This window comes from Streptomyces sp. NPDC002870 (assembly GCF_042888505.1).
Taxonomy (GTDB): domain Bacteria; phylum Actinomycetota; class Actinomycetes; order Streptomycetales; family Streptomycetaceae; genus Streptomyces.
Genome location: NZ_JBIAPW010000005.1, coordinates 104595 through 130268, shown reverse-complemented (window position 1 = coordinate 130268; position 25674 = coordinate 104595). Strand labels below are relative to the sequence as shown.

Genomic DNA, 25674 nt, shown 5'->3' with positions numbered 1-25674 from the left:
GTCAGCCCTGGCGGACGAGACGGAGCTGGTGGGCCGTGCCCAGGTGGGTGCCGTCGCGGCCCCAGGCGTCGATCTGCTCGTCGACCCAGCCGCTCGGGCTCGCCGCGAGCGTCCTCGCCCTCAGCAGGATCCATGGCGACGAGGTCCGGGCGAGTCCGGCGCCGGGCCTGACCGTCAGTTCGACCGTCGGCACGAACACGAGCGTGGACAGGATCGCCGTGTACGAGGGCGCAAGAGCGTCCATGAGAAAGACGAAGCGCAGAACGTCCGGTGGCTCTTCGTCCTCGACGATCCTTATCCACGCCGTCAGTTCGGGTTCCTTTCCGCCCGCATACGGACGCGAAACGCCCACCGGCCTGACTTCCATGCTGGTGGCGATAGGCAGGAATTCTTTGGGAATGGCGAATACTTCAAGATCCTCGGGCGCCGGTGCTTCGGGAGCCGCGGCGGCGACGAGCGGCCAGTCCGCATCGCTTCCCGCACCGAAAATCGCGGACGCCTCGACGTGCACGCCCTTGTCTGTTTCCGCAGACGCCGTCACCGTTGACGTATTGCGCCCGGCCCGCACCAGCGAACTCGAAATACGGAACCCGGAATCAATCGGCCTGCCGAATCTTCCGGTGATGCTCCGCAGTTCGTGTCCGGGAGCGTGCGGCTCCATGGCGGAGGCCAGTAGGGCGAGGGTGAGCCCGCCGTGAAACCCCCCGAAACCGTTGAGATGACCTGCGGCTTCCACCCATTCTCCAGCGGGCTTGCGCAGCAGTGCGCCGGGCGGGACCAACTCTCCAAGGCCATCGTGATCAAGCGTGACATTTGGCATGAACACGACGATATGCCGCACCGGATCCAGTCAACAAGAGAAAGCTTTGTGATGCGCGCCACATCCTATGCTGCGTACACGGGAATTAATTAATCCGCCTCCTGAACGTAACGTCAGGAAATAATACGGAAACCCCGCGAGCAGGTGTTACGAGAATTCGTAGCCGTAAAATTTCGTTCACTCCGCACCTCCGACCAGGACGCACCCGACGCGCCACGAAAACCTACGCGTCATATGACCGAAGATGCAGACTCAACCAACGTACCCAGTGGTAATGAACAACACACGATCGATATTCGGCCGAATTCGACGAGCACTGCGACGTCGAGAACGGGCCACGGGCGACGAACGGCGGGACACCGCACTCAGGCCTGGGCGGAGCCGTCCTCCGGCGCGACCGGCCCGCTCCAGTCCCAGTCAGGTGTGCGCACCCTCATCCGCAGATCCTCGGGGGCGATCTCCCCGCCGCAGTGACGGCAGCTGTGAACCATGTCCAGTTCCTCGCCGCAGGTGTGGCTGAAGACCGCGGGTGGCTCGTCGACGAGCCATCGGTCGCCCCACGCGCGCAGCGTGGTCAGCACGGTCAGCAGGTCCCGCCCCGCTTCGGTGAGGTGGTACTCGAAGCGAGGGGGGTGCTCGCTGTATCGCCGCCGGGCGAGGACGCCCACGGCCTCCAGATGGCGCAGACGCACCGTGAGGACGTCACGAGGAGCGCCGGTGTTGCGGGCGATCGCGGCGAAGCGGTGATTGCCGAAGCTGATTTCCCGGACGGTCAGCAGCGACCACTTCTCGCCGACGGCCTGAAGCGACGCCGCGATCGAACACGGCCTGCCGCGCGAGTCCAGGGGCAGAGCGGGGAGTGTGCCGTCCTCCGTGGTACGTGCCTTCATACCCCTAGGTTGCCACATCCAACTCACTCCCTCTAGCATCCCGTGCCGAGTAGTCAGTTTGACATCCAAACCGCATGCACACCCTCCTGAAGAGAGTGAAGAACATGGCCCAACAGGCCTCAACCGTCGAGGACAAGGCAGCCGTCTCCCGCTTCCGCCTGGTCTTCGCCGTCGTCGCCGCAGGCGTGGCGATGTCGAACCTCGACCTCTTCGTCGTGAATGTGGCGATCCCCAACATCAGCAGCCACTTCGACGAGGCGTCGCTGTCCTCGCTTTCGTGGGTGCTCAACGCGTACGCCGTGGTCTTCGCCGCGTTGCTCGTCCCCGCGGGCAGCTTCGCCGACCGCACCGGGCCGCGCCGCGCGTATCTGCTGGGCATCTCCCTCTTCACCGTGGCCTCGGTGCTGTGCGCCGTCGCGCCCAGCGTGTGGTTCCTGGTGGCGGCGCGGGTCGCCCAGTCGGCCGGAGCGGCGCTGCTGATCCCTGCCTCGCTCGGCATTCTGCTGGCCGCCGCTCCGCCGGAGCAGCGCGGCTCTGCCGTACGCAACTGGGCGGCCCTGAGCGGACTGGCCGCGGCTCTCGGCCCAGTCATCGGTGGTGCGCTCGCCCAGGCCGACTGGCGCTGGATCTTCCTGATCAACCTGCCGGTCGGCATCGCCACCGTCATCGTCGGCCGGCGTGCGATCGCGCCCTCCCCCCGCCGTACGGACACCGGCCGTGGCGATCTGATCGGCGCGGCGCTCCTCACCGCCGGAATCGGCGCGGTCGCACTCGGGCTGGTCAAAGCCCCAGACTGGGGCTGGTCTTCGGGCTCCGTGGCGATCACGCTGGCCGCCGCGGTCGTCCTGCTGGCCCTCTTCGTCTGGCGCTCGGCGAAGCATCCGGCGCCGGTTCTTCCGCTGGATCTACTGCGGATTCCCGCCATGGGCCCCGCCATGCTGGCGAATCTGCTGTTCGCGGTGGCGTTCGCGGCGATGCTGCTCTCCGCGGCCCTGTGGTGCCAGGACGTATGGCACTGGTCCGCGCTGCAGACCGGTCTGGCGATCAGCCCCGGGCCGCTGATGGTGCCGCTGCTGTCCAAGTACGCGGGCATGCTCGTGCAGCGCTTCGGCGCGGCCGTGGTGTCCACCGCCGGCTGTGCGCTCTTCGCGATCGGCCTCGTCTGGTGGATCGCGGCTCTGAGCGTCGATGACCACGACTACGTACTGGGGCTGCTGCCCGGCATGGTGCTGACCGGCATCGGCGTGTGCTTCACGCTGCCCACCCTGGTGGGTGCCGCGGTCACCAGGGTCCCGCCGACGAACTTCTCCACCGGCTCGGGCGTGGTGACCATGGCGCGCCAGGCCGGCGGTGTGGTGGGTGTCGCGGGTCTGGTCGCCGTGCTCGGCAAGCCGCACGGCGCGGCCGCGATGGACGCGTTCCGCCACGGCTGGATCTTCACTCTGGTGGCGACGGTCGCCGCTGCGGCGGCCTGCTGCCTGCTCCTGCCCCACACGAAGCCCGCGGCCCGCGCCGGCACCTGACCGAACCCGGAGCCCGTCCGGGCCGCCCGCCGCGGGCCGGGGGACAATCGAGGCGTGGACAAAGCATCGGGCAGGGACCGCGACACCGAAGGACGCGCACGCAACGCACGCCCTCGTGACGGGCTGGGACGACCACTTCCGTACGGAAGTCCGGGAGTGGAGCGGCAGGCCGAGGGTGTGGTGCGCGCGCCGGATCAGACGCTGGCCGAGGCACAGCGACTGCTCGACGCGGGCATGCCTTTCCATGCCCACGAGGTCTTCGAGGACGCGTGGAAGTCCGGCCCCGCGGCGGAGCGTGAGCTGTGGCGCGGGCTCGCGCAGCTGGCGGTGGGGCTCACGCACGCCGCACGCGGCAACAGGGCGGGCGGCGCTCGGCTGCTGCTCCGGGGCGCGGACCGGATCTCCGGGTACGGGGAGCCGTACGCCATCGACGTGGCCGGTCTGACGGCCTGGGCACGGGAGCTCGCGGCCCGGCTCGAAGGCCCGGTGGACACGGCGGTGGACACGGTGGACGCGGGCGCCGAGGCTCCCCGGCTGACCTCAGTCCCGTAGCAGCACGACCTCGAGCGTGCGGGGGCCGTGCACGCCCTCGACCCGGTCGAGCTCGATGTCGCTGGTGGCGGAGGGCCCGGAGATCCAGGTCAGCGGGCGGGTCGGGTCGAGTCGCGGCATCGCCTGCGGTACGGAAGCGACAACCTGGTCCGGGGCCCGTACGACGCAGATGTGCAGATCCGGGACGAGGGTGAGCGCCCGGCGCCCCTGTCCCGGTCCCGCGTCGAGGACGATCGTGCCCGTCTCGGCGATCGCGAGGGCGCAGCCGGTCACCACGGCGTCGACGGCGTCGAGTTCGTGCGGAGTCAGGGGGCCGTCGTCCGTACGCTGATCGGCGTCGGCTGCGGCGAGCCAGGCGGCCGGCAGCCCGTCCGGCACGGCGACCGACCGCGCGCCGCGATCGGTGAGCAACTGCGCAACCAGGGCGGGCAGTTCCGCCTCGCTCGCGCGGTGCACGATCGCCCGGTAGTCGGCGAGGTTCTCGTGCAGCAGGTCGAGGATCGCGGCGGGGTCGTCGGGGGTGTGGCTGTCCAGGTAGTCGCGAGCGGCCTCGGGGGCGTCGGGCGCGGCGGCGACGGCGGCGCGGATCCGGGCGAGGATGCGGTCGCGGGAGCCGGTTCGGATGCTCATGCTGCCGGTGCTCATGTTCTCGGTGCTCATGTTCTCGGTGCTCATGTTCTCGGTGCTCATGTTTCCGGTGCTCATGTTCTCGGTGCTCATGTTCTCGGAACTCATGTTTCCGGTGCTCATGTCTCCGGTATTCATGTGCGGTTCTTCTTCCACCAGTCACGGAAGGATTGGGCGGGAAGTTCGGGCAGTTCACGGTCGGCGGTCCAGGCACCCGCGCCCGGCGGCTTCCTCGGATGCAGCCCGCGGGTCTTGGACGCTGTCTTCTCGCCGGCGGCCAGCACGGCCGGATGATCGAGGATCCAGCCCGCCGCTTTGATCGCGGCCTTCTCAAGACGGTGGCCCCTGCCACCCTGGTCGGCGACCTTCTCGCGGAGGTGGACGAGGACTTCGGGGATGTCGATGGCGACCGGGCAGACTTCGTAGCAGGCCCCGCACAGGGAAGAGGCGTACGGCAGGGAGGCGTCGATCTCGCTCTGGATGCCACGCAGTTGGGGGCTGAGGATGGCGCCGATCGGACCGGGGTAGACGGAGCCGTACGCATGCCCGCCGGCCCGTTCGTACACCGGGCAGACGTTGAGGCAGGCGGAGCAGCGGATGCAGCGCAGCGCCTGGCGGCCGACCTCGTCGGCCAGCGCGTCGGTCCTGCCGTTGTCGAGCAGGATCAGATGGAAGGTCCGCGGGCCGTCGGCGTCGGCCGTGCCGGTCCACATCGAGGTGTACGGGTTCATGCGCTCGGCGGTCGAGGAGCGCGGCAGCGTCTGCAGGAAGACCTCCAGATCGCGCCAGGTGGGGACTGTTTTCTCGATACCGACGACGGAGATCAGGGTCTCGGGGAGGGTCAGACACATCCGGCCGTTGCCCTCGGACTCGAAGACGACGAGCGTGCCGGTCTCGGCGACCATGAAGTTGGCGCCGGAAATACCCACCTTGGCCCGCAGAAACTTCTCGCGTAGGTGGAGGCGGGCCGCCTCGGCGAGTTCGGCAGGGGAGTCGGAGAGCCCGTCGGGCGCGGGCCGTCCCCAACTCCCCATCTTCTGCTCGAAGATGTCGCGGATCTCGCCACGGTTGCGGTGGATGGCGGGGACCAGGATGTGGCTCGGCCGGTCCTCCCCCAACTGCACGATCAGTTCGGCGAGATCGGTCTCGTACGCCGAGATGCCCTCGGCCTCAAGGGCTTCGTTGAGGCCGGTCTCCTGGGTGGCCATCGACTTGACCTTGACGACCTCGCTCTCGCCGGTCGCCTTCACCAGACCGGCCACGATCCGGTTGGCCTCCTCGGCGTCGGCCGCCCAGTGGACGGTGCCGCCTGCCGCCGTGACCGCCGACTCCAACTGCTCCAGATACCGGTCGAGATGCCGGAGCGTATGGTCCTTGATCTGCTTTCCGGCCTCGCGCAGCAGCGCCCAGTCGTCGAGTTCCGCGACGGCCTTGGCCCGCTTGTCCCGGATGGTGTGGGTGGCGTGCCGCAGATTGGCGCGCAGCGTCACATCGTGCACGGCGTCCTTGGCGGCCTTCGGGAAGGACGGCATGCCGAGATACGTACCGCTCACAGGAGTGGCTCCTCTTCGGTGCTCGCGAGGATGTCGGCGATGTGCAGGGCGCGCTGCGGAGCGTCCTGGCGGCGCAGGATGCCGCCGATATGCATCAGACAGGAGTTGTCGGCGCCACACAGCACATCGGCTCCGGTGGAGAGGGCGTTGCGGACCTTGTCCTGGCCCATGGCGGCGGAGACGGCGGAGTTCTTGACGGCGAACGTGCCGCCGAAGCCGCAGCACTCGTCGGCGCCGGGCAGTTCGCGCAGTTCCAGCCCCTTCACCGCCTCCAGGAGCCTGCGCGGCCGCTCCCCCAGCCCCAGCAGGCGCAGACCGTGGCAGGAGGGGTGGTAGGTGACGGTGTGCGGGAAGTACGCGCCGACGTCGGTGACGCCCAGGACGTCGACGAGGAACTCGGTGAGTTCGTAGGTACGGGCCGGGAGCGCCGTCTCCCCGAACTTCGGGTAGTGCTCGCGCACCATCGCCGCGCACGATGCGGACGGGGTCACGACATACTCGTATCCCTCGAAGGCCCGCGCCGTGCGGCGGACCAGCGGCTCGGTCTCACGCCGGTAGCCGGTGTTGAACTGCGGCTGTCCGCAACAGGTCTGCGCGGCGGGGAAATCCACCGCCACCCCGAGTCGCTCCAGGAGTCTCACGGTCGCGATGCCCGTGGCCGGATACACCGCGTCGTTGACGCAGGTCACGAAGAGTGCGACACGCATGGTCGGAGGATATGCCGCTACCGGCAGCCCCGGTAGGCACCGCGATGGGCCGGATGGGGCAGACTCGTCGGCGTGAGAAGGATCTATGTGATCGGCATCGGGGCGGGCGACCCCGACCAGCTGACCCTGCAGGCGGTCAAGGCGCTGAACAAGGCGGATGCGTTCTTCATCCTCGACAAGGGCGAGGAGAAGTCGGATCTGACGCAGCTGCGCCGGGACATCCTCGACGCGCACGTCGAGGACCCCTCGTACCGGCTTGTCGTGGCGAGCGATCCGGAGCGGGACCGGAAAACATCGGACTACTCCCCCGCGGTCGACGACTGGCGCAACCGCCGGGCCGACCTGTACGAGCGGTTCATCGCCGAGGAACTTGGCGATGACGAGTGCGGGGCGTTCCTGGTGTGGGGCGATCCGGCGCTGTACGACTCCACCCTCGGCATTCTTCAGGAGATCCTCGAACGGGGCACGGTCGCCTTCAGCCATGAGGTGGTACCGGGCATCAGCAGCGTCTCGGCGCTGCTGGCCAAGCACCGCACCGGTCTGAACCGGGTGGGCCGCCCGGTTCAGATCACGACGGGCCGGCGGCTCGCCGACGGCTGGCCGGAGGGCGTGGACGACGTGGTCGTGATGCTCGACGCGCGGCAGGCCTTCACACGTCATGTCGACCAGGATCTGTTCATCTACTGGGGCGCGTATGTGGGCACCGAGGACGAGATCCTGGTTTCTGGGCGGCTTTCCGAGGTGTCCGACCGCATCGAGGAGCTCCGTGCCGAGGCGCGCGCCCGCAAGGGCTGGATCATGGACACCTATCTGCTGCGGCGGGGCTGAGACCCGGGACTGCACAGCGGCGGTAGCGGACGGACGGATGAGGCGCCGACGAGCCGGGATCGCGCTGTGGTCCCGGTCATGCGGCCGGAATCAGCATTTCGAACCACGTCGTCTTGCCGCGGCCGGTGGGGGAACTTCCCCAGTCGGAGGCGATGGCGTCCACGATCAGCAGGCCACGGCCGGACTCCGCTTCGTCGTTGCGGGTCTCCTCGATGTCCAGGATCGCCGCGGGAATGGGCGGATGGGGCTCGTTGTCGCGAACCTCGACCCGCAAACGGTCCTCGTACTTCCGGATCCGCACGTCGACCGCGCTCTGCCCGTGGATCAACGCATTCGTCACGATCTCCGAGACCAGCAGTTCCAGTTCGTCGGTGAGCTTCTCCAGACCCCAGTCGACAGCCTGCGCACGGGCGAAGCGCCGGACATCCTGCACCCGTCCCACGTCGTACCGGTGGACCGCCATGTCGGCGACCTGCGCGGTGACGTCCTCGCTGCCGAGGAAGCGGGTGAGCAGCAGTGCGATGTCGTCGCGTCGTGTCCGCGAGTCGGAGTCCTCGATGAGCCGGTCCGCAATGTTCTCCAGGTTGTCGTTCACGTGCTCGGCCACAACGCGGCGCAGGCGCTCCACGCGCCCCTCCGCGTCCAACGTCCGGGCATTGAGGAGGCCGTCGGTGAAGAACGCGGCGACCGTGTGCGGAGGGACCACGAACTCCGACTGTCCGTACACCGCCGTGGGGTCGACTCCCATGGGCGGGCCTACTGCCACCTCGGCGGCGACCGTACCGCCGTGGGGATCAACGGCGACGGGCGGACGATGACCGGCGCTGGCCAGTGTGGCCGTGCCGGTCTCGAGGTCCAGCCACATGCAACTGCACGTGGCGAAAAGATCACTCCCCAGCGCCGAGAGCAGACGGTTGCTCCTGGTCAGCACGCTCGCGGGGTCATGCCCCTCGGTCGCGTAGGCGCGCACGCCACTGCGCAGCTGTCCCATGATCGCGACCGCGTCCAGGTTGTGCCCCTCGACATCACCGATGATCATCCCGACCACGCTTCTGCTCAGCTTGATCACGTCGTACCAGTCGCCTCCGACCTCCGCTCCTACGGTGGCCGGGAGGTACCGGGCCGTGGTTTCCACGCCCTTTACATGCGGCAGGTCTCGTGGCAGCAGGGCGCGCTGCATGCCCCGGCTGACTTCCTGCTGAATCTCGGCGCCGCGTGCCCGCTCCAGCGACTGTCCCACCTGGCTGAGCATGGTGGTGAGGATGGCGAGATCCTCGTCCCGCAGGTCCGGTGAGCGGTCGAAGGCCACAATGCAGCAGCCCACCGTCCGCCCGCTCGACACCAGCGGCAGGAAGGCCCTCGGCCGTCCGTCGTGGTACCGGTCGAGATCGGGGTACGCCTTCCGCAGCTCGTAGGGGGTCGCGAAGACCATGGGATGGACAAGGAGCGCCGCGTCGGCTTCCGGCGCCCCACTCTCGAGCGGGAGCCGGTCCACGCTGCGCAGGTCCTCCTTGGACGCGCCTGACGAGCCGACGACCAGGAGCCGTCCTTGGTCCATCATGCACAGCGTCACGGCACGTCCGCCGAAGGGCCGTGACACGACCTTCTGCGTGGTGGCGATGACGTCCGCCACCCGGCTCGCTGCGGTGAGTTCGATCCCGAGTTGCTGCAACTGCCACAGGTACCTGCTGCTGCTCGTCTGCCGGCGCCACTCCTCGGGTACCGTGCCGGACTGCAGGGCGGCTTCCGTGGCAGGCGAACCTGCCTCCGCCGGTACGTAGAGCGGGACCTCGGGGGCCTCCATCGACACGCTCCGGTCGGCCAGGGCGTCCAGCGAAGCGGCCACCTCGTCGGCGAGATGCATCAGGAAGTCGAAGGACTCCGCGGGCACGTCATGATCCTGAACCCACCGCGCGGTCAGCACGCCAAGACGCCGCCGTGCCGTGCGCAAGGGAGCGGAGGCCACCGTCACGGGGGAGGTGAACGGCGCGTACAGGCCCACAACCGGGACGGCCCGGATCGTCAGACGGACGTCCTCCGGCGTCTTCACGGCCGGCTTGCCGCTGCGATGGGCGATGCCGACCGTGTAGGTCATGTCACCGGCTGCGATATGCGGAGTCATGGTGAAGCTGAGCGGGGTGTCCAGGATCGTGGAGGGCGCCAGGGAACCGTCGGCCGCCAGCAGGTAGACCGATGCCGCGCTGGGCCGTACGCGCTCGTGCACTGCGAGCAGCGCCCGGGCCAGTTCCGCGTCGCGGCATTCGACCAGCGGATGGTCCGGGGCGTCGGAGGAGGTGAAGTAGCTCATGTCCACACTTCTGCGGCGTCGGACGCTATCCATCGGACTGCGTTCGGCATGCTGCCGGCGCGAGTCCTACGCACCGCCCAGTATGGTTCTCCGCCCTTGCCTTTGCGACATGCGGCTCTTCGTCGGAACGTGGGGTGGGTGGCTGAGCGTGATGCCGTGTGTACGCATCCATGGGTTCGGGACCGTGACGCATCAGCTGGACGGGGCCTTTCCGGCCACGCAGCCTTATACGTATAAGCCGGAGGTGGACAGCGCTCCCCGGTCCGGGTCAAGAGGTGTGCGCCAAAGACCTCGGGGGACCTTGTGCCTCCGCGGACTCGGCGGACTCGGCGGAACTGTCACCCGCTCTTGGCCGGCCGGAGTGGACAAGGGGCCACGGCTGCCACTCCGCTCGCTCGCGTGGCCGCGGCCCCTCCTCCGTGAGGCGGTTACGCCTCGTCGTTCACCCAGCTCATGAGCTTCCGCAGCTCCTTGCCTGTGGTCTCCAGCTTGTGGTTGGCGTCGGCCTTCTTGTACTCGTTGTACTTCGGCAGACCGGCGTGGTACTCCTCCATCCAGGTCCGGGCGAAGCTGCCGTGCTGGATCTCGGCGAGGACCTTCTTCATCTCGGCCTTGGTCCGGTCGGTGATGATGCGCGGCCCGGTCACGTAGTCGCCCCACTCGGCGGTCTCGGAGATCGACCAGCGCATCTTCTCCAGGCCGCCCTCGTACATGAGGTCCACGATCAGCTTGAGCTCGTGGAGGCACTCGAAGTACGCGATCTCCGGCTGGTAGCCGGCCTCGACCAGGGTCTCGAAGCCCGCCTTGACCAGCGCGGAGGCGCCGCCGGCGAGCACGGCCTGCTCGCCGAAGAGGTCGGTCTCCGTCTCCTCGGTGAAGGTGGTCCTGATGACGCCCGCGCGGGTGCCGCCGATGCCCTTGGCGTAGGAGAGGGCGAGCGCGATGGCGTTGCCCGAGGCGTCCTGCTCGACGGCCGTGAGGCACGGCACGCCGCGGCCCTCCTCGTACTGGCGGCGGACCAGGTGGCCCGGGCTCTTGGGGGCCACCATGCAGACATCAACGCCCGCGGGGGGCTTGATGAAGCCGAAGCGGATGTTGAAGCCGTGTGCGAAGAACAGCGCGTCGCCGTCCTTCAGGTTGTCCTTGATCGACTCCTCGTAGACCTGCGACTGGATCGGGTCCGGGATCAGCACCATGATCACGTCGGCCTCGGCGGCTGCCTCGGACGGGGTGGTCACGCGCAGGCCCTGCTCCTCGGCCTTCGTACGCGACTTGGAGCCCTCGGGCAGGCCGACGCGCACGTCGACACCCGAGTCGCGCAGCGACAGCGCGTGGGCGTGGCCCTGGCTGCCGTAGCCGAGGATCGCGACCTTGCGGCCCTGGATGATGGACAGGTCGGCATCGTCGTCGTAGAAGAGCTCGGTCACTTCGGGTTTCTCCTTGATCGGGGTTGTGCGTTCCACCCTTTGAGGTGGGGCGGGAAGGGGCGACGCCGACCTGCGGCGCCCGTGGGAGACGGCGGCCGAGCCAGTCGACTCACCGCTGACCGGGGTGAGTCGACGGGCTCGGCCTTGTTGCTCGAACCCGGCCTGCCCGGACCGTGCAGCCCAAAGCGTCACGTCCGGGCCCGAGTCGGGCGCTCGGTTCGAAGAACCGCAAGCTCAGCGGGCTACACGGATCTTGTCCAGTAGATCGCTGACGCCATTGACGAGCTCACCCACCGTCGACTTCCCGCCCAGGGCTCGGACTCGAGCGAGGTCATGTCGACGTTGACATGCATGCGGCTTCCCTCGGCGTGGACCGTCTCTCCGTCCTCGGAGACAACGCGGAAGGCATGGGCGCCGCACAGCGTTGTCGGCACCAAGAATCACGAACTGCCGCCACCGGCGGCATCGGCCGAACGACCTATCCGGCCATCCGGCCGGGGAGAAGTCGTCGAGTTCGAGTCGATTTCGGCGGTTGCCGCAATCCGGAGTGGGCACCGGGCGGCTGAGGACGCGCACGCCGCCCGCCCCGGGCCGTGGAGCCTAATGCGTCACCTGCCGGTACGCGCTGAAGAATTCCTCCAGGTGGTCCGTACGGAAGCCGATTGCATTGGTTCTCGATCGAGCTTCGAAATTCCGGCCTTGCTGCTCCACATGTGCAATAAGGCCCGAGGGGACCGGCGTGGATTCATACCGGAGGGCTTCCACACCTGTTTGCGGCATGACTACCCGCCCCGCTTGTCGCATCGCTCGCCGACGGGAGCGATTCCGGCCAAGGAATTGCGCTCCTGAGGAGTGAGCGATATGTCCAGTGCCGCGGACATGGCCTCGAGCTGGGCCTGGGTACGAGGTGCGATCAGGGCACCAGAGACAGCCGGTTCGCTCAGCACCCAGGCCAGGGCCAGCGCGGTCGGAGTCCGACCGTGCTGGGCCGCCAGGACGTCGAGCCTGCCCAGAATGCCGTACAACTCGCTTCCGACCAGCTTGCCGTAGCTCGGCAGCAGAGCCAGCCGGGAACCAGCCGGCACCTCCCGATCCGCACGGTACTTGCCGGTCAGAAGCCCCCCGGCGAGTGGACTGTATGCCGTGAAACCTGCTCCATGTCGGGCACTGGACGCGAGCTCCGGTTCAGCATCCCGCTCGAGGAGGTTGTAGCCCGCCTGCAGATTCACCGGCCGCCTTGCCCCAAGCCGGTCGGCCACGCTCACAGCCTCGTCGAAATCACTCGCCGAGAAGTTGCTCATGCCGTAGCGAAGGATCTTGCCGGTGTCGATCAGTTCGTCGAACGCGCGGATCGTCTCCTCGACCGGGGTAGCGGGGTCGGAGACATGCGTCAGGTACAGATCGATGTGGTCGGTGCCCAGCCGGCTCAGGCTCGCCTCGACCTGGCTGCGGATGTGTGCCGCTGACAGGCCTGCGTCCAGCGGGCCGGGGCCTACCCGGTTACCCACTTTTGTCGTGATCAGCACCTCGTCACGCACGGCGCGGCTCCTGAGCCAACTGCCCAGCCACTGCTCGGAACGGCCGCCGCCGTACGAGTTGGCGGTGTCGAACATCGTGATGCCCTCGGCCAGAGCCGCATCGAGCATCTGGTGGGCGGAGCGCTCGTCGTCACCTTGGCCGAACAGTTCCGGCGCAGATCCGATGCCGCCGAAATTCCCACACCCAAACGTGAGCAGGGGTATTCGGATATCGCTGTCTCCCAGCCTCCTGTAGCGCATGGTTGAAGATACCAATACTCGAGAGGTGAAGAAGGCTTCTCTCCTCGAAATTCCACGTCACCTGCGGTCGAAATGCTCGACTGAGCAACCGTTTCACGAGTCGATACTCGAATGAGCAACAACGCTCTGCCCCGGGCAGGGCACATTCTTGACGGGGCAGAACCGCAATATGAAGCGGCACGACTCATCAGACGTCGGAGTTCGCGCGAACTTGAAGTGTCGTCAGCCGTGCACGGGACGGTCCGGGCGCCACTGCTGAGCGGCTCACTGGTCGGCGGTTGGGAGGACCTCGATGCCCAGGAGGGATGCGGTCCGTTCGTAGACGGTGCGCGCGAGGGCTGTGTCCTGGGCGAGTCGAGAGGGCGTCGTCGGTTGGGACTTGGTGAAGAAGCCTCCGCTGGGTTGCGGAGCGGGCGAGGCGGTGGCGAGCCACAGCGTGGTCTGGACGCCCTGGTCCGGCGTGATGGAGAACGGCCGGAACAGCGGGGCGGTCAGCCGCATCAGTCCGCCGGCGTTGGTGTTGATGCCGGTGTTCTTCACCATGCCGGGGTTGGCGCTGTAGATCCGCAGGCCGTCGGGCAAGCGGCGCGCGAGTTCAGTAGTTGCAAGGAGGCCGAGCAGCTTGCTCGTCCCGTACACATGGAGCTGGGAGTAGAATCGGTGGCGCCATGAGGTGCCGGAGACGTCGGGGTCGGTGGCGTCGAGTCTGCCGCGCTTCTCCACGAAGGTGGAGAGGTTGATGATCCGGGCGTCGGCTGTGAATGCCCCCGCCGCCAGGAGGGCGTGCGTCAGCAGAAACGGTGCGTGGTGGTTCACGGCATACGTGCGCTCGACGCCGTCCGGCGTTTGCCCGTAGCGGGGGAATACCGCTCCCGCGTTGTTGACCAGGACATCGACGCGTACGCCGTCGTCCGCCAGCTTCGCGGCCAAGTCGCGCACCTGCGCCCACTGCGACAGGTCGGCCGCGTACACCCGGGGCGGGACGGCGTCAGTGCCGGCGGGAGCAAGGTCGCGGAGACCGTCGGCTGCGGCGGCAGTGCGTACGGCGTCCCGGCCGGCGAGTACCACGTTCGTTCCGGCCTGGACGAGGTGGCGTGCCGCCACCAGGCCCAGACCTCCTGCGCCACCGGTGATGACAATGGTCCTGGGGCTCATGATGACCTCATCGTTCTTCCTCTTCGTGGCCGTCCCGGCTGCTGATTTCGGGCCCGGCCGGGGTATCGCCCGCCGCCTCGCGGAACAGCGCGTGCAAACGCAGTCGGCTGTCGTGGTCGAGGCGGGCGAACGGCGATCGTTCGGCGGTGTGCCGGATGACGCGGTCACGCAGTTCGCACCCTTGCGGCGTGAGCTGGACGATCTTCGCGCGGCGGTCGGTGGGGTGGGTTACCCGGCGGACCAACCCGTGCTTCTCCAACTTCTCCAAGCGGTCGATCACTGTTCGCCATGGAGCATGGTCTGCTCCTGACAACCGCTGGTTTCTCCGCGCGATCACAGCCGGCCGCGCCACGTTCCCTAGGAAGGGTTCTCGCTTGCGGCCATGTCCTGTGTCCCGATGACGGAGAGCAGTTCCAACTGGGCCGCGCCTTCGCTGCCGGGCGGGGCGGTGAACCACAGTAGGCGCTGGCGTCCGTCCTCACTGAAGAGACTGTGGCAGTCCAGCTCGATGTCACCCAGGGCGGGGTGGACGATCCGCTTGTGGTCGGCCCGGCGCAAGGCGACGTCGTGGGTGCCCCAGAGGGCGGCGAACTCCTGGCTGCGCCGCCCCAGCTCGGCCACCATGCCGGCCACCTCGGGATCCCGGCCGCGCCGGGCGGCGACCGCCCGGAGGTCGGCCACGAAGGCCTGAGACTGGTGCGGGTGCTCGTCCAGCGGATAGATCGCGCGGGCGCCGGGGTCGGTGAACCAGCGGTAGACGAAGCTCGCCGCCGGGCCGGATACAGCCGGGTGCCGGCCGACGAGCGCGACGGCCAGCTCGTTCTGGACCACTGTCTCGTGCAGGTCGGTGATGACCTGGGCGGGGGTGGTGGTGAGCCGGTCCAGCAGCCCGAGCAGGGCCGGCTGGACGTGCGCGGTCGGGCCTTGGGCCGCCGGGGGGACGGCCCGGCCGGCGAGGTTGAACAGATGGTCGCGTTCGTCGCCGTTCAGGCGCAGCGCCCGGGCGAGGGCGGCTACGACCTGGGCGGACGGCTGGACGCTGCCTCCGCGTTCCAGTTCGGTGTAGTAGTCGGCCGACAGGCCGGCCAGCTGAGCGACCTCCTCGCGCCGCAGGCCGGGCACGCGGCGCCGGGGACCGGTGGGCAGGCCGACGTCGCTCGGCCGGATCCGGTCGCGCCGGGACTTCAGGAATGCGGCAAGTTCGGGAAGGTTCACCCCCTCATCGTCACTCGCGCAAGTGCGCTGAGCCAGGGGACGCCTACCCCTGGGTAGACGTAACCCTCGCTGGAGGCGGAACAGCTACCGACCATGGAGAGCACGCGGGTGCCGCGATGCGCCCCGGCTTCGGTACCCGCTGTAGGTCGATTGCCCGATGCCGCCACAGCGGAACTCGGAGACCATCGGTCTCGCAGGTCCCCGGATCGTCCCGCTCGGGAGACTTCGGGAGACTCACGAGCGGCACGCGGGGCCTGTTGTCACCCCGCACGCATCAAGCCATTGACTGACACCCACGCGGCGGCATCGACGCGTGCTGCTGCTTGCACGAGAACTAAGCAGGGGGATCATCGATATGGGCGCGGAAAGCACGCCGCCACCTGTGCCGGCAACCGACGTCTTTCTGACCGCTACCATTGCCAGACGGTTCTATCTTGAGAACCGGTCGAAGAGCGAGATCGCCGACGAGTTCATGATCAGCCGCTTCAAGGTGGCTCGCATACTCGCGGAGGCAGTGGCCCAAGGCATCGTCCGGATCGACGTCACTGTTCCGGTCAGGATAGACGTCGATCTTTCTCTGGCTCTCCAACAGCGCTTCGGGCTCTCACGCGTGATCGTGATCGAAGCCTGTGAGGATGCGCACGAGATGCATCCCGATGAGGTGGTTCAGTGGCTGGGAGAGGCAGCCGCACGGTTGATCACCGACACCGTCGATGACGATGACATCCTTGGACTGGCCTGGGGGCTCTCAGTGGAAGCCCTCGGTAGAGCGATCACCAAGCTGGCTCGCTGTCAGGTAGTCCAACTCACAGGTTCTCACCCTGATGAGTGGGACAGCTACGCATCGGTCTCCGCCGTTCTTCGTGCGGCGGCGATCGGCGGCGGCACCGCGTTTCCACTTCACGTTCCCCTCATCGTACCCAACGCGTTCACGGCCACCATCCTGGGCAAACAGCCCGGAATCGTCGCGACACTCGCCCAGTTCGAACAAGTCAGCAAGGCGGTCGTCGAAATCGGCGCTTGGGCACCAACTCTGTCCACGATCTACGACGCCTTGACGGAGCGTGAGCGTGAGACGTACCGGGATCTCGGCGTATGTGCCGAGATATGCGGTCACCTCTTTGACGGCAATGGCATTGTCCTGCCGACGGAGTTCAGCGACCGAGTGATCTCCATAGAGGTCGAGAAGCTACGGAAAATTCCGGAGGTGATCGGCATTGCAGGGGACGCCCAGAAGGCGGACGCCATCTGCGCCGTTCTCAAGTCCGGACTGCTTACCGGGATTATTACGGATGCTTCGGTTGCCCGGCGCATTCTCAGCTCCAGCGACTGAGGCCCTCAGCTCTGTCGGCCCGCCGTTCGTTCACACACACCAACTGTACTCAGACGGGCGGCAGTTGTGCCCGACGGGCTTGGCTGTACGTGTCGTGGCCGCGTCGTGTGCGGCCGCAGGGGTGTGGCGCCACTGCCATCAGCCCGGACGGCGCCTGGTCGCAAGCACCGGCACCGACCGTCAGGACGGCGTGTTCGGCTACGACCTCCGCCTCGGCAGCCACCCGACCTGAAACGCGCCACCCACCTGAACGAGACCGCCGGGTGCCCCTGCCGGAACCGATTGCCGAGGAAGCCGGCTCCAGGACCACAAGACGGTCCTGGAGCCGTGCCAGCCGCCGCACTGGTCAACCCTCGACCCGACCGTCCAGAAAGTAGTCGAACAGCTCCTGGTGCGACGCTTTCCGCCCCTCGGCGTCAATGGTCGCGTTCCACGTTTCCACGATCTCCCGGTGCTCGCGCCAGGCTGCCCTGTTGCGGGTGATGTCCTGCCGGTACGTGGTCAGGTCCATGGCCGCGAGATTCCACGTGTCCGGCCCGCAGACGACGTTCTCGCGGATGTCCACCGCGTTCCGCCGGAGGGTCGTCGGGAAGTTGCTGCACACCAGCGGGCGGTGTGCGTACACGCCGCAGCGGGCCTTCCCGGGGGCCAGCTCCATGAGGAAGACGCAGGCGCCGCTTTCCGGCCTGCGGATGAGGAAGAGGGCCTTCCCCGGACCCCCGGGCCCAAGCCGGAAGCCGTCCTCGTCGTCCATCAAGCGGATGAAGTCCGTGGGGTGAAGTGACGTTCCGGCCGCCAGCCTTCGCACGTCCGCGACGGTCACCTCGACCTTGTACGTCCGGCAGCAGTTGCCGGCGCAGTTCGCGCAGCCGGCGACGTTCGCCCCGCTGCCGTTCATACCGCCCTACCTTCTTTCGCACGGCCCGGTCGTTCGCGACGATGGGGTCGCGCGAGCGGGGCAGGGATGGTTTTCATGCTGGCTGCCGTCCATGGCTCAGGTGGCTGTTCCCCCTGCCCCGCCACCTCTTCCGGACTGCTGATTAGGCTCTGCGGACCATCGCTTGGTAGGGCGAGGACAGGCGGAAGGGGTCGCGCCGCACGTTCAACGGCGAGGGGAGCGTCGCGATGACCGCAACCGCAGGATTCGACATCGCCAAGGAGTTTCACTGGCTGGCCGCCATTGACGACCGCGGTCGGCTTCTGCTCAGCCATCGCGTCGACAACGACCCGGAGTCGATCGAGGAAGCCATCACCGAACTGCGCACCGTTCAGGCCGAGCACAGCCACCTCACCATCGGCCTGGACATGATGGGCGGTGTTGCCGGACTGCTCACGGCCATGCTGCTGACCGCCGATTTCCGCTGCGTCCACGTGCCCGGCCTGGCCGTCAACCGTGCTCGCCGCGGTACCCGCGGCGGGGAGAACAAGTCCGATCCCCGGGACGCCAAGGTCATAGCGGAACAAGTCGTGCTGCGCGACGACTTGAGGATCGTCGACCTGCCTGAGGAAACAACCGTCGACCTGCGGCTTCTGGTTAGTCACCGTGCGGTGCTGGCCAAGGAGACCACCGCGCGGATCAACCGGCTGCGCGACCTGCTCACCGGCATACACCCGGGGCTGGAACGCGTCGTGGACCCGACCCAGAAGTCCAGCCTGCTGCTGTCCCGCTACGTCACGCCCAGCGAAGTCCGACGCGCCGGCACGACACGGATCACCGACTACCTGCGCAGGCACGGCACCCACCGGCCCACGGCCGAGAAGCTGGCCGAAGCCTCGGTCAGCGCGGCCCGGGCCCAGCGCACCGCCATCGTCGGCGAACGCCGCACCGCTCAGCTCATCCGTGAACTCGCCACCGGGCTCCTGGCCACCAAGGAACGGCTCAAGGCCCTGGAGGCCGAGATCGAGGAGCTGGTCAGCGGCCACCCTGACGGGGCCCTCATCCGCAGCCTGCCGGGGATGGGGGCCATCCTCACCGCGGAGTTCGTCGCACTGGTCGGCAGCATCGGCCGGTTCACCAGCGGAGACGCCCTGGCCGCCGCGGCCGGGCTCGCCCCGGTGCTCTCCCAGTCCGGAAAGGTCCGGTACTCGCGCAGCGCCACCGGCGGCGACAAGGCCCTCAAACGCGTCTTCTACCAGTCGGCGTTCTGCGCGATCCGACGCGACCCCGTCTCCCGGGCCTACTACGACCGCAAGAGGAGTGAAGGCAAACGGCACCACCAGGCCCTGATCGCCCTGGCCCGCCGCCGCGTCAACGTCGTATTCGCCATCCTCCGCGACCGCAGGCCCTACGAGGGCCGACCGCAACTTCGTCTCATCGCTTGACTTCAGCATTAGGCAGCCACCTCCTCGGGCCACGGCGCACCGGCTTCACGGGCGGTCTGTGCCTCCAGCAGATACCTCTGGAAGTCCTCGATGCCAAGTGCGGAATCCGACTCCTCGGCGAGCGCGTTCCATCGCTTGACGACCTCGAACCAATGGTCGCGATCGGAGGCCCAGACGCTCACCCCGTCGGTCAGCTTCTCCTCGTCGAGATCCTTCTCGGTCCACTCCTGACACTCGCATCCCCGCTGGCGCTGGGTGGGTGCGGAGCCCCTGGCCGGATCGGCCGGGAAGACCCGGCAGGTAACGGGGGCGAGATCCCCGAGACCGCAGCGGCCGGCCCCGCTGGAGGTGCGTATCGAGAAGACACAGCCGCCCGCGGCGTTGGCCAGTCTGAGGTTGACGCGACGCCTCCCCTCATCAATGACGATCCCCGTCGGATCGTCGGCGGCGGCCGGAGCGGTCTGGGTGAAATGCCACGGCTCCAGAGCGAGGGTGCGGGAAATACGCACGATGTCCGCACCGGTGACATGGCGGGCTCCGCGCGTGCAGCGCATCGTGGCGCGACAGGACAGCCATTCGGCGCGGGCGCTCGGCGAGTTGGGTGATATCAATGCAAGCTCCATTCCTCAGGGCGACCTCCGCGAGGTGCGCCCGGACCAGAAGCGGTGAAGGATTTGGTGGGTGGCCGGACGGTGCCGGTGCGCTACGTCCGCGCACCGGCCCTTCCGCTCAGGGGCCCTATGGCTCAGTCCGCTTCAGCAGAGGGAGAACCCCCACTTCTGCTTGGCCGCCACGTCGACATCGCCTCTGGCCCGCATGCTCACGGTCCCGTTGTTCCACCCGGTCACATATGCCCCGCCGCTGGCTTGCAGGGCGACCTTGCAGTCGCCCGCGGAGAACGCACGCCAGACCTGCCCCGGGTCCTTCGGGGTGCAACCGGACACGTACAGAGCGCCACCGTTCGTGTCGAGGCACTGGTTGGCGCTCTTGAGCTTCAGCAGCATCTGTCCCCCGGGCATCACATAGCGCGTCCAGACGCTCGTGCCGCACGTCTTCTGGCCGACAACTCGGCCATTCACGGTAGTCAGGCACAGACCGCTGTTCGCATTGCTCACTTTGCGCTCTTTGGTCTCCCAGTACCCGGAAGCGGCGGCCTTGGGGGAGGGCGTGGCGGAGGGCTTCAGCTGCTTCTCCACCTCGGTTTGCGACGCCAGCCGCTGCCCGGCGGACACGGGCTCTGCCGCCTTGTCGAACGCCGGCTTGCCGTCCTCTTGCGCGCCGTTGCCGCCCTTGTTCCCCTGTCCGCCGGAGGGGTCGACAGACGGTTTCTTCGACGAGTCCTGCTTCGACGAGTCCTGCTTCGGCACAGCCGGTGCGTACTTGCCCGAGGGAGCCTGCTCTTCCCCGGTTTCCCCCAGCAGGGTGTCCTGCGCGGCGTTGGAGATGTTCTCCCGCTTCTTTTCGTCGCCCTCGTCTCCGCCGATCATCAGGATGGGAACACCGAGCAGCACAACGCCCGCCAGCGCAGCGGCCGCCAGCATCGGCTTGTTGGGGCGCCCTGGAGGCGCGTCCCCGTCCGTTCCGGGCTGGGCGGGGTCCGGTTGGGCAGCCGCAGCGGCCTCTGGGGTGCCCAGGGCGGACTCGCCGCGTCCTTCTTCGGCCGCGGCGAGTCCGGCGTCCGGCGCGGCGGCGGCCTGGCCCGCCGCCGATTGCTGCCCCTCCTCGGACGCCGTACGCCGTGTGCCGGCCCCGGGCGTCGAGGCCCGCACCGCGCCCTCGAACTCCCCGACCGTTGAAGGCGAGGCGTGCGCAGCAGTCGCCGAAGGCTGAGATGCCGCGACTGTGCCGGTCTGCCCCGACGGAGCCGGGCGCAAGTTGGTCCACGCGGCACCCGGATCGCCGGACATGGCCGACAACGTGACCGCCCGGCGCGTACCACCGGCCGGACGGCTGCCGGTACCCCCCTGCGCCTCGTTGTCCGGGGACGCTTGGCGGGCGGTGCTGCCGGATGTCTCTTGAGTACTCATGTGTCGTCTCCTCTTGTGGTTGCTTGAGGCCCGTCGGGCAGTGCTCGGTGCAGCGCATGCGTCACCTCGCCCAGGTCTGCCAGGCCTCTCCTCTGTCCTTGCGCTGCGTTGGCTGTCATGCGCCTGTTCGGCAGACGGCTAGCGATTCCGGGCAACCCGTTACCCGCCGGATCCCAGCGGACCGATGCACCGCTCCGGCCAGTCCGCTCCCCCCTCGGTGGGGAACTCCCGGCCGAGCGCTGCTTCGAGTCGGCTGAGAGCCACACGGTCCAATTGGCTCAGTTCCTCAACACCGTCCCCGAAGGGCGTGGGGGAGGCGGCCGTCGCGGGAAGCTCACGCAGAAGGATCACGGGCGAACCGTGCACGGTCCGGGAACCGAGTACCCGGAATCCGGTTCCCGGCGCGAACACGATCTCCTCAGGTGCGTCCTTCGCCCCGCCCGGGCGGTCGAGCAACTGCCGCACCTTGCGCCCGGTGACCGACCAGATCCCGTATCGCACAGGCACACCCCCTGGGCGCACCGAGGACATGGCCAGCGAGCTGACCGGCCCGGGAGAGAGAAGGAGGGCTCCGGCCCGCGGCTCGCCTTCTGCGTGCCCGGCTTCGGCCGGCTCGGCGGATTCGGCCGCGCGGAGGGCTACGCCCCGATAGGAGGGCAGCCGCCGCAGAGCGGACGCGATACACGCTGCGTACGGCAGCAGGCGCCCGTCGCCGCGGTGCAGGTCGCGGACGAGTGCGCGAGGGAGCAGCGGACCTTCCTCGGTGGTGAGGTAGGCAAGGAGGGCGACCAGGTCGGCCCTCGCGGCTTCGAGCTCCTGCCCGCGCAGAGCGGGCATCCGGGTGAGCACCCGCGAGACGGCGGCGCCGTGGACTTCCCAGACGTCCGACGCCAGTTCGCGGAAGGCCGCACGTTCGGCGGCGCTGCTGACGTGGCCTGGCGCGAACGGCACGGGCACGCCGGATGAGGACGGTTGCGGTGCCTGCGCGGCGGGAGCCGGCTCCCGCCCACCACTCTCGGGGCCTTTGGACGGGGGCTCCGATGCCGCCGGACCGTCCGCCCCGAGACCCTCCGCGCTGCCGCCTCTTCCATCGCGGTCACCGGGGTCCACTGCACCGGGTTTCACTTCACCGGGTATCGCTTCACCGCGGTCCGCGCCGTCGTCAGGCTCAGCGACAGGGGGGCCACTGGTTGAAGGATCACCGGCCGTGCCGAGGACGGAACCGTGCGAAGACGAGGCGTCACCGGACGACGGCGGCTCTCCTGATCCCGCCGTCAGCACGCCTGCGACCAATTCGCCGACGGTCTCTGTGTCGTCCGGCCGGGATCCACCCGCGCCTGTCGCGGGAGCCGCCGGGGTTGGGACGGGCTCCTGCGACCTGGCCTCGGTCACCGCGATGCGCGGGGCCGGGGCAGGCCTGGGGGGCGACGATGTGTCACCCACCCCCGCGATCCTCCGCGGACCCCGGCCGCCGGCGCCGCCGACTGCTCCGGCCGCGACGCCGGCGGTCTCTGGTGCGGCGGGCGACGTGAAGGCGCTTGCCCCGCCGGTGCCGACCAGTTGCCCGGACAGCTCCGGAACCTGCGCCGGGTCGGCCGGGGGCCTCGTCGCTTCCGGATCTGGCGCAGTGGGCACCGTAGCGGACTCAAGGTCGACCGCCGGTGGGGCAACGGCCGTCGGTACCCGCCCTTCGGCGTCCGGGCGCGGACGCCCATCGGTTGGTGATGACGGCTCGCCCGGCTGCTGTCCGGAGCTCACCGGCCCCGTGTCGCCACCGGTGAGATATCGGAGACCCAACACGCCTTGCTCCGAGGCAAGTTGGCGCAACCCGCCCTCTCCGGAGGGGAGCGTGCCGCGGACCAGCAGGGTGGTCCGCGCACGGGTCTCGGGGCCGAGGCTGGTCAGGAGCTGGGAGAGCGCGGGGAGCACCGACTCGTCCAACGCCGCTCCCGGCGTACCGAGTTCGACGGACAGCGTGTCCGGGTCCACCGTCATCGCGGTCAGCGAGGGGCGGGGCCCGCCCAGTTCGCCCACCGCCACACCGGCCCTGGTCGCGACGGCGTACCACTGGTCCGTGAGCGGCATGGTTTCGTGTTCGGCGTCGGCCGCGCCCTGGACGAGCGGGTAGCTGTGCACCAACCGGGGGGCAGGTGTCTTCCCGACCCCGTCGACCGGACTGCAGGCAACGGCCGTGACGTAAGGCTGCCACGTCGGCTCTCCGTCGGAGCCCACCAGGGTGGGGCGGACGGCCGCTTCCGACACGGAGTTCCCGGACAGCAGCGGTATCCCGGTGAGCACCTCCACATCGCTGCCCAACATGTCGGCGACCGACTGGGCAAGCCGCAGCAGGTCACGCCGCCCGCCGGGCGCGAGTTGGAAGCGAGACCGCTCCGCGGCCGGGAGTGCGGCAAGCACCGCGGCCACCTCGTCGGCCGCGACGTCCTCGGCCTGGGGAGCCCCCACCAGCAGGACGGGCCGTTCGGGATGAACAGGCATCGCAAAGCACAGATCGTCTTCGCCGGGCTCCGATGCCCCGGCCTGTCGCACATGTATTCCTGCCGGTATCTGGTCCACCACGCAGCCGCCGGCCGTGCGGGCGGGCACCCGGTTGAGCGACTCCTGCCATACGGGCGCGGGCGCGCGGGGACCCAGCGGCCGAGGCCGTTCACCAGGCGCGAACCGCCACCATCCGCGCGCCGCCCCCGGGCTTCCCAGGACGAACAGCGCCCCGCCGGGAGCGATGAGTACGACCCCGTCCGGGGCGATCACCTCCATCTCCCACGCATCCGCGATCCGGCGCGCCAGGCTGAGCCGGTCCGGCTGTTCGTCACCGGCACCGGACATGACCAGCCGCACGCATGAAGTCCCCTTGTCGCGGAGGGAGTCCAGGAGACCGCTCATACGCGCCCAGTAGTCCGAGGAGTCGTGGCCGGCCCGGTCGGCCGAGCCGGCCATCACCGTGACGACTTCGTCGTCGTACTCGTGAACGGTGCGGGCCACCTCCGCCAAGTCCACAAGACTCGGGAACTCGTCCTCCAAGGACCTCAGGAGAAGGACACCGTCGATGTCCTCGACGGGCACGGTGGCGGGGACCGCCCGGACCCCGCCACCGGCCGAACCTCGGGGGCCGTGCGCCGCCCCGGACCTACCGCCCCTGCGCCGGAAGACAGATGTCCACCGGCTCACGCTTCCGACCCCCGGGGCTCGCCGCTCTCCGCCCCGGCCGTCAACGCGTCAGTCACCTTGGAGCTGAGCGTGGCCTTCGGCTCCTCCACCGCGCCACCGCTGAGCGTGGCCTCCGGCTCCTCCACCGCGTCGCCACTGACCGTGGCCTCCGGCTCCTCCTCCGCGTCGCCACTGACCGTGGGCACGCTGGGTGCCGGGCTGTTGGCGGACTCGACCGCGGCACGCATGACGTCGAGTTCCAGGGTCATGCTGACCGGGGCGGAGGGGTTGAGGTAGAGCAGATGCCCCTCGGGGACCTGGTGCACCAGGTCGTTGACGTTCATCACCTCAAAGGCGAGGCGGCCGGCCGTGTGCAGGAACACCGGTGAGGTGAACAGCGGGACGACAGCCTCACCGTCCGGGGCCGCGGCGAACAGCACGCCACCGCCCGGCTTGACCAGGACCGCCACCTCCCGGCCGACCAGGGACTCGCCGACGGCTTCCCCGGGTCCGTAGCCGGTGGCGGCGAGCTGGATGGCCTCGTCCACCTCGTCTTCCGGCTCCGGCCAGCCGAGCGCGTTGGGCGAGGGCCGGTACTCGGGATTGTCCCGCCACTCCTCGATCTCCCCGTCCAGACCGGAACGCCACTGGCCGACCAGCGCCCACTCCGGGGGCGGCCCCTCGCCCGACCACGTCGGATCCACCATCCCCAGCCAGTGGTCCGGGGCAAGCCTGGCCGCCTCACGGATCGCGTCCGGAATGGGCGGCGGATCGGAGTCCGGGCCGGTGGTCGTGGCGTCCGCCTGACCGCCGTCGTCTCCGGCTCCGGCCGCCCCGCGATCGTCGCCCTGCGCACCGACCGGTGCCACCGGGATGTGTTCGTTCTGGGGCTGGCTCCCCGGCTTCTCGAGGGGCCCCACGACGGTCTCCTCGTCCGGCACTGTGGGCAAAGGAAGGGTGGTGGTGGTCTTCTTGGCCATTGCTGTCCTTACCAGGTGAGTGGGATCGGCTGATCTGCGCTGTCCCGCGCGCCGCGAGTCATTCGCGCCTACTGGCGTTGAAAGGTGTGCGTTGCCCCCGCCGTCGAAACGACGGCCGATGGACTGCGCTGAATGACCGCGCCTGCACGCGAAAGCCGACAGAGCGCTCCTGGGTTCCACCGCCGCGGACGGGATATCAGCGGGTAGGCGCAGCCAGGCGGCCCATGTCAGCCCCTGCGCGCAAGCGAACGCGGTGCCACCGCACGAACGCACGCCGAAGAGCAAAACGAGACTGACGCCAAGACCCGGCCGTCGACATCGTGCCGGGTTTCCCAGTCACCGGAGTGCCGTCCGAGACCAACCCGTTGAGCACTGCTGGACACCTCGGCCGCACCGGGCCGGGACCAACATCGACGCCCCACTGCCGCAGATACTAGCGGTGCCCAGCCTGCTGTGCATAACAC

The 25674-nt window shown here is 68.8% G+C and carries 22 protein-coding genes; 6 read left to right on the top strand and 16 right to left on the bottom strand.

Annotated features, from left to right (window positions below):
* Position 1: 1 nt before the first annotated feature.
* Together ACFYWY_RS08670 and ACFYWY_RS08665 are read right to left on the bottom strand one after the other, a co-directional pair.
* Positions 2 to 841 carry a thioesterase family protein gene (locus ACFYWY_RS08670; protein ID WP_389181782.1) on the bottom strand — a complete coding sequence of 280 codons (840 nt, stop codon included), beginning with the start codon at positions 839 to 841 and terminating at the stop codon, positions 2 to 4.
* 344 nt (positions 842 to 1185) lie between these two features.
* A complete protein-coding gene (locus ACFYWY_RS08665; RefSeq protein ID WP_389181779.1) occupies positions 1186 to 1710 on the bottom strand; it encodes a winged helix-turn-helix transcriptional regulator in 525 nt (174 codons plus the stop codon).
* Positions 1711 to 1784: 74 nt separating this feature from the next.
* On the opposite strand from ACFYWY_RS08665, the gene ACFYWY_RS08660 reads away from it, so the two are divergent.
* Positions 1785 to 3233 carry an MFS transporter gene (locus tag ACFYWY_RS08660; RefSeq protein WP_389181776.1) on the top strand — a complete coding sequence of 483 codons (1449 nt, stop codon included), beginning with the start codon at positions 1785 to 1787 and terminating at the stop codon, positions 3231 to 3233.
* A gap of 54 nt (positions 3234 to 3287) precedes the next feature.
* Complete coding sequence (locus ACFYWY_RS08655) at positions 3288 to 3785, top strand: DUF309 domain-containing protein (RefSeq protein WP_389181773.1); 498 nt, start codon at positions 3288 to 3290, stop codon at positions 3783 to 3785.
* Here the strand turns inward: ACFYWY_RS08655 and ACFYWY_RS08650 are convergent.
* The 3 genes from ACFYWY_RS08650 to ACFYWY_RS08640 all read right to left on the bottom strand — a co-directional run bounded on the left by ACFYWY_RS08650 (position 3774) and on the right by ACFYWY_RS08640 (position 6672).
* Positions 3774 to 4430 (bottom strand): lactate utilization protein C, encoded by a 657-nt coding sequence (locus tag ACFYWY_RS08650; protein WP_389182274.1) that lies wholly within the window; start codon positions 4428 to 4430, stop codon positions 3774 to 3776. The two genes, ACFYWY_RS08655 and ACFYWY_RS08650, sit on opposite strands and share 12 nt — an antisense overlap.
* A 116-nt stretch (positions 4431 to 4546) precedes the next feature.
* Entirely contained in the window at positions 4547 to 5965 is a 1419-nt protein-coding gene (locus ACFYWY_RS08645) for a LutB/LldF family L-lactate oxidation iron-sulfur protein (RefSeq protein WP_389181771.1), read from the bottom strand.
* Positions 5962 to 6672, bottom strand: coding sequence for a (Fe-S)-binding protein (locus ACFYWY_RS08640; RefSeq protein WP_389181768.1), 711 nt, complete (start codon positions 6670 to 6672; stop codon positions 5962 to 5964). Before ACFYWY_RS08640 ends, ACFYWY_RS08645 begins: the two co-directional genes overlap by 4 nt.
* 72 nt (positions 6673 to 6744) lie before the next feature.
* Here ACFYWY_RS08640 and cobF point away from each other — a divergent pair, with 72 nt between their 5' ends.
* Entirely contained in the window at positions 6745 to 7500 is a 756-nt protein-coding gene (cobF, locus tag ACFYWY_RS08635) for a precorrin-6A synthase (deacetylating) (protein WP_389181765.1), read from the top strand.
* A 76-nt stretch (positions 7501 to 7576) separates the two neighbouring features.
* Here cobF and ACFYWY_RS08630 read toward each other — a convergent pair whose 3' ends face one another.
* From ACFYWY_RS08630 to ACFYWY_RS08605, 6 genes are all read right to left on the bottom strand, one after another.
* A complete protein-coding gene (locus ACFYWY_RS08630) occupies positions 7577 to 9808 on the bottom strand; it encodes a SpoIIE family protein phosphatase (protein ID WP_389181762.1) in 2232 nt (743 codons plus the stop codon).
* Between the two features lie 428 nt (positions 9809 to 10236).
* Positions 10237 to 11235: a ketol-acid reductoisomerase gene (gene ilvC / locus ACFYWY_RS08625; protein WP_389181759.1), complete on the bottom strand. Its 999-nt coding sequence runs from the start codon at positions 11233 to 11235 to the stop codon at positions 10237 to 10239.
* A 782-nt stretch (positions 11236 to 12017) separates the two neighbouring features.
* The gene (locus ACFYWY_RS08620) at positions 12018 to 13013 is read right to left on the bottom strand and encodes an aldo/keto reductase (protein ID WP_389181757.1); all 996 of its coding nucleotides are present in this window, start codon (positions 13011 to 13013) and stop codon (positions 12018 to 12020) included.
* A gap of 264 nt (positions 13014 to 13277) precedes the next feature.
* On the bottom strand, positions 13278 to 14168 hold the full coding sequence (locus tag ACFYWY_RS08615; protein WP_389181754.1) for an SDR family NAD(P)-dependent oxidoreductase: 891 nt from the start codon (positions 14166 to 14168) through the stop codon (positions 13278 to 13280).
* A gap of 7 nt (positions 14169 to 14175) precedes the next feature.
* Complete coding sequence (locus ACFYWY_RS08610; RefSeq protein ID WP_389181751.1) at positions 14176 to 14448, bottom strand: MarR family winged helix-turn-helix transcriptional regulator; 273 nt, start codon at positions 14446 to 14448, stop codon at positions 14176 to 14178.
* Between the two features lie 77 nt (positions 14449 to 14525).
* Entirely contained in the window at positions 14526 to 15383 is an 858-nt protein-coding gene (locus tag ACFYWY_RS08605; protein WP_389181748.1) for a helix-turn-helix transcriptional regulator, read from the bottom strand.
* Positions 15384 to 15696: 313 nt separating this feature from the next.
* Here ACFYWY_RS08605 and ACFYWY_RS08600 point away from each other — a divergent pair, with 313 nt between their 5' ends.
* Complete coding sequence (locus ACFYWY_RS08600; RefSeq protein WP_389181745.1) at positions 15697 to 16716, top strand: sugar-binding transcriptional regulator; 1020 nt, start codon at positions 15697 to 15699, stop codon at positions 16714 to 16716.
* Between the two features lie 79 nt (positions 16717 to 16795).
* Complete coding sequence (locus ACFYWY_RS08595) at positions 16796 to 16948, top strand: hypothetical protein (RefSeq protein ID WP_389181742.1); 153 nt, start codon at positions 16796 to 16798, stop codon at positions 16946 to 16948.
* 114 nt (positions 16949 to 17062) lie between these two features.
* On the opposite strand, the gene ACFYWY_RS08590 is transcribed toward ACFYWY_RS08595, so the two are convergent.
* On the bottom strand, positions 17063 to 17614 hold the full coding sequence (locus ACFYWY_RS08590; protein ID WP_389181739.1) for a YkgJ family cysteine cluster protein: 552 nt from the start codon (positions 17612 to 17614) through the stop codon (positions 17063 to 17065).
* Between the two features lie 227 nt (positions 17615 to 17841).
* Here ACFYWY_RS08590 and ACFYWY_RS08585 point away from each other — a divergent pair, with 227 nt between their 5' ends.
* Positions 17842 to 19038 carry an IS110 family transposase gene (locus ACFYWY_RS08585; RefSeq protein ID WP_389181736.1) on the top strand — a complete coding sequence of 399 codons (1197 nt, stop codon included), beginning with the start codon at positions 17842 to 17844 and terminating at the stop codon, positions 19036 to 19038.
* An 8-nt stretch (positions 19039 to 19046) separates the two neighbouring features.
* Here the strand turns inward: ACFYWY_RS08585 and ACFYWY_RS08580 are convergent, their stop codons facing one another.
* The 4 genes from ACFYWY_RS08580 to ACFYWY_RS08565 all read right to left on the bottom strand — a co-directional run bounded on the left by ACFYWY_RS08580 (position 19047) and on the right by ACFYWY_RS08565 (position 25210).
* Positions 19047 to 19649: a hypothetical protein gene (locus tag ACFYWY_RS08580; protein ID WP_389181733.1), complete on the bottom strand. Its 603-nt coding sequence runs from the start codon at positions 19647 to 19649 to the stop codon at positions 19047 to 19049.
* Positions 19650 to 19793: 144 nt separating this feature from the next.
* Entirely contained in the window at positions 19794 to 21065 is a 1272-nt protein-coding gene (locus ACFYWY_RS08575) for a hypothetical protein (protein ID WP_389181730.1), read from the bottom strand.
* Positions 21066 to 21224: 159 nt separating this feature from the next.
* A complete protein-coding gene (locus ACFYWY_RS08570) occupies positions 21225 to 24104 on the bottom strand; it encodes a hypothetical protein (protein WP_389181727.1) in 2880 nt (959 codons plus the stop codon).
* 143 nt (positions 24105 to 24247) lie between these two features.
* Positions 24248 to 25210: a type VII secretion system-associated protein gene (locus tag ACFYWY_RS08565; protein ID WP_389181724.1), complete on the bottom strand. Its 963-nt coding sequence runs from the start codon at positions 25208 to 25210 to the stop codon at positions 24248 to 24250.
* Positions 25211 to 25674 lie beyond the last annotated feature (464 nt).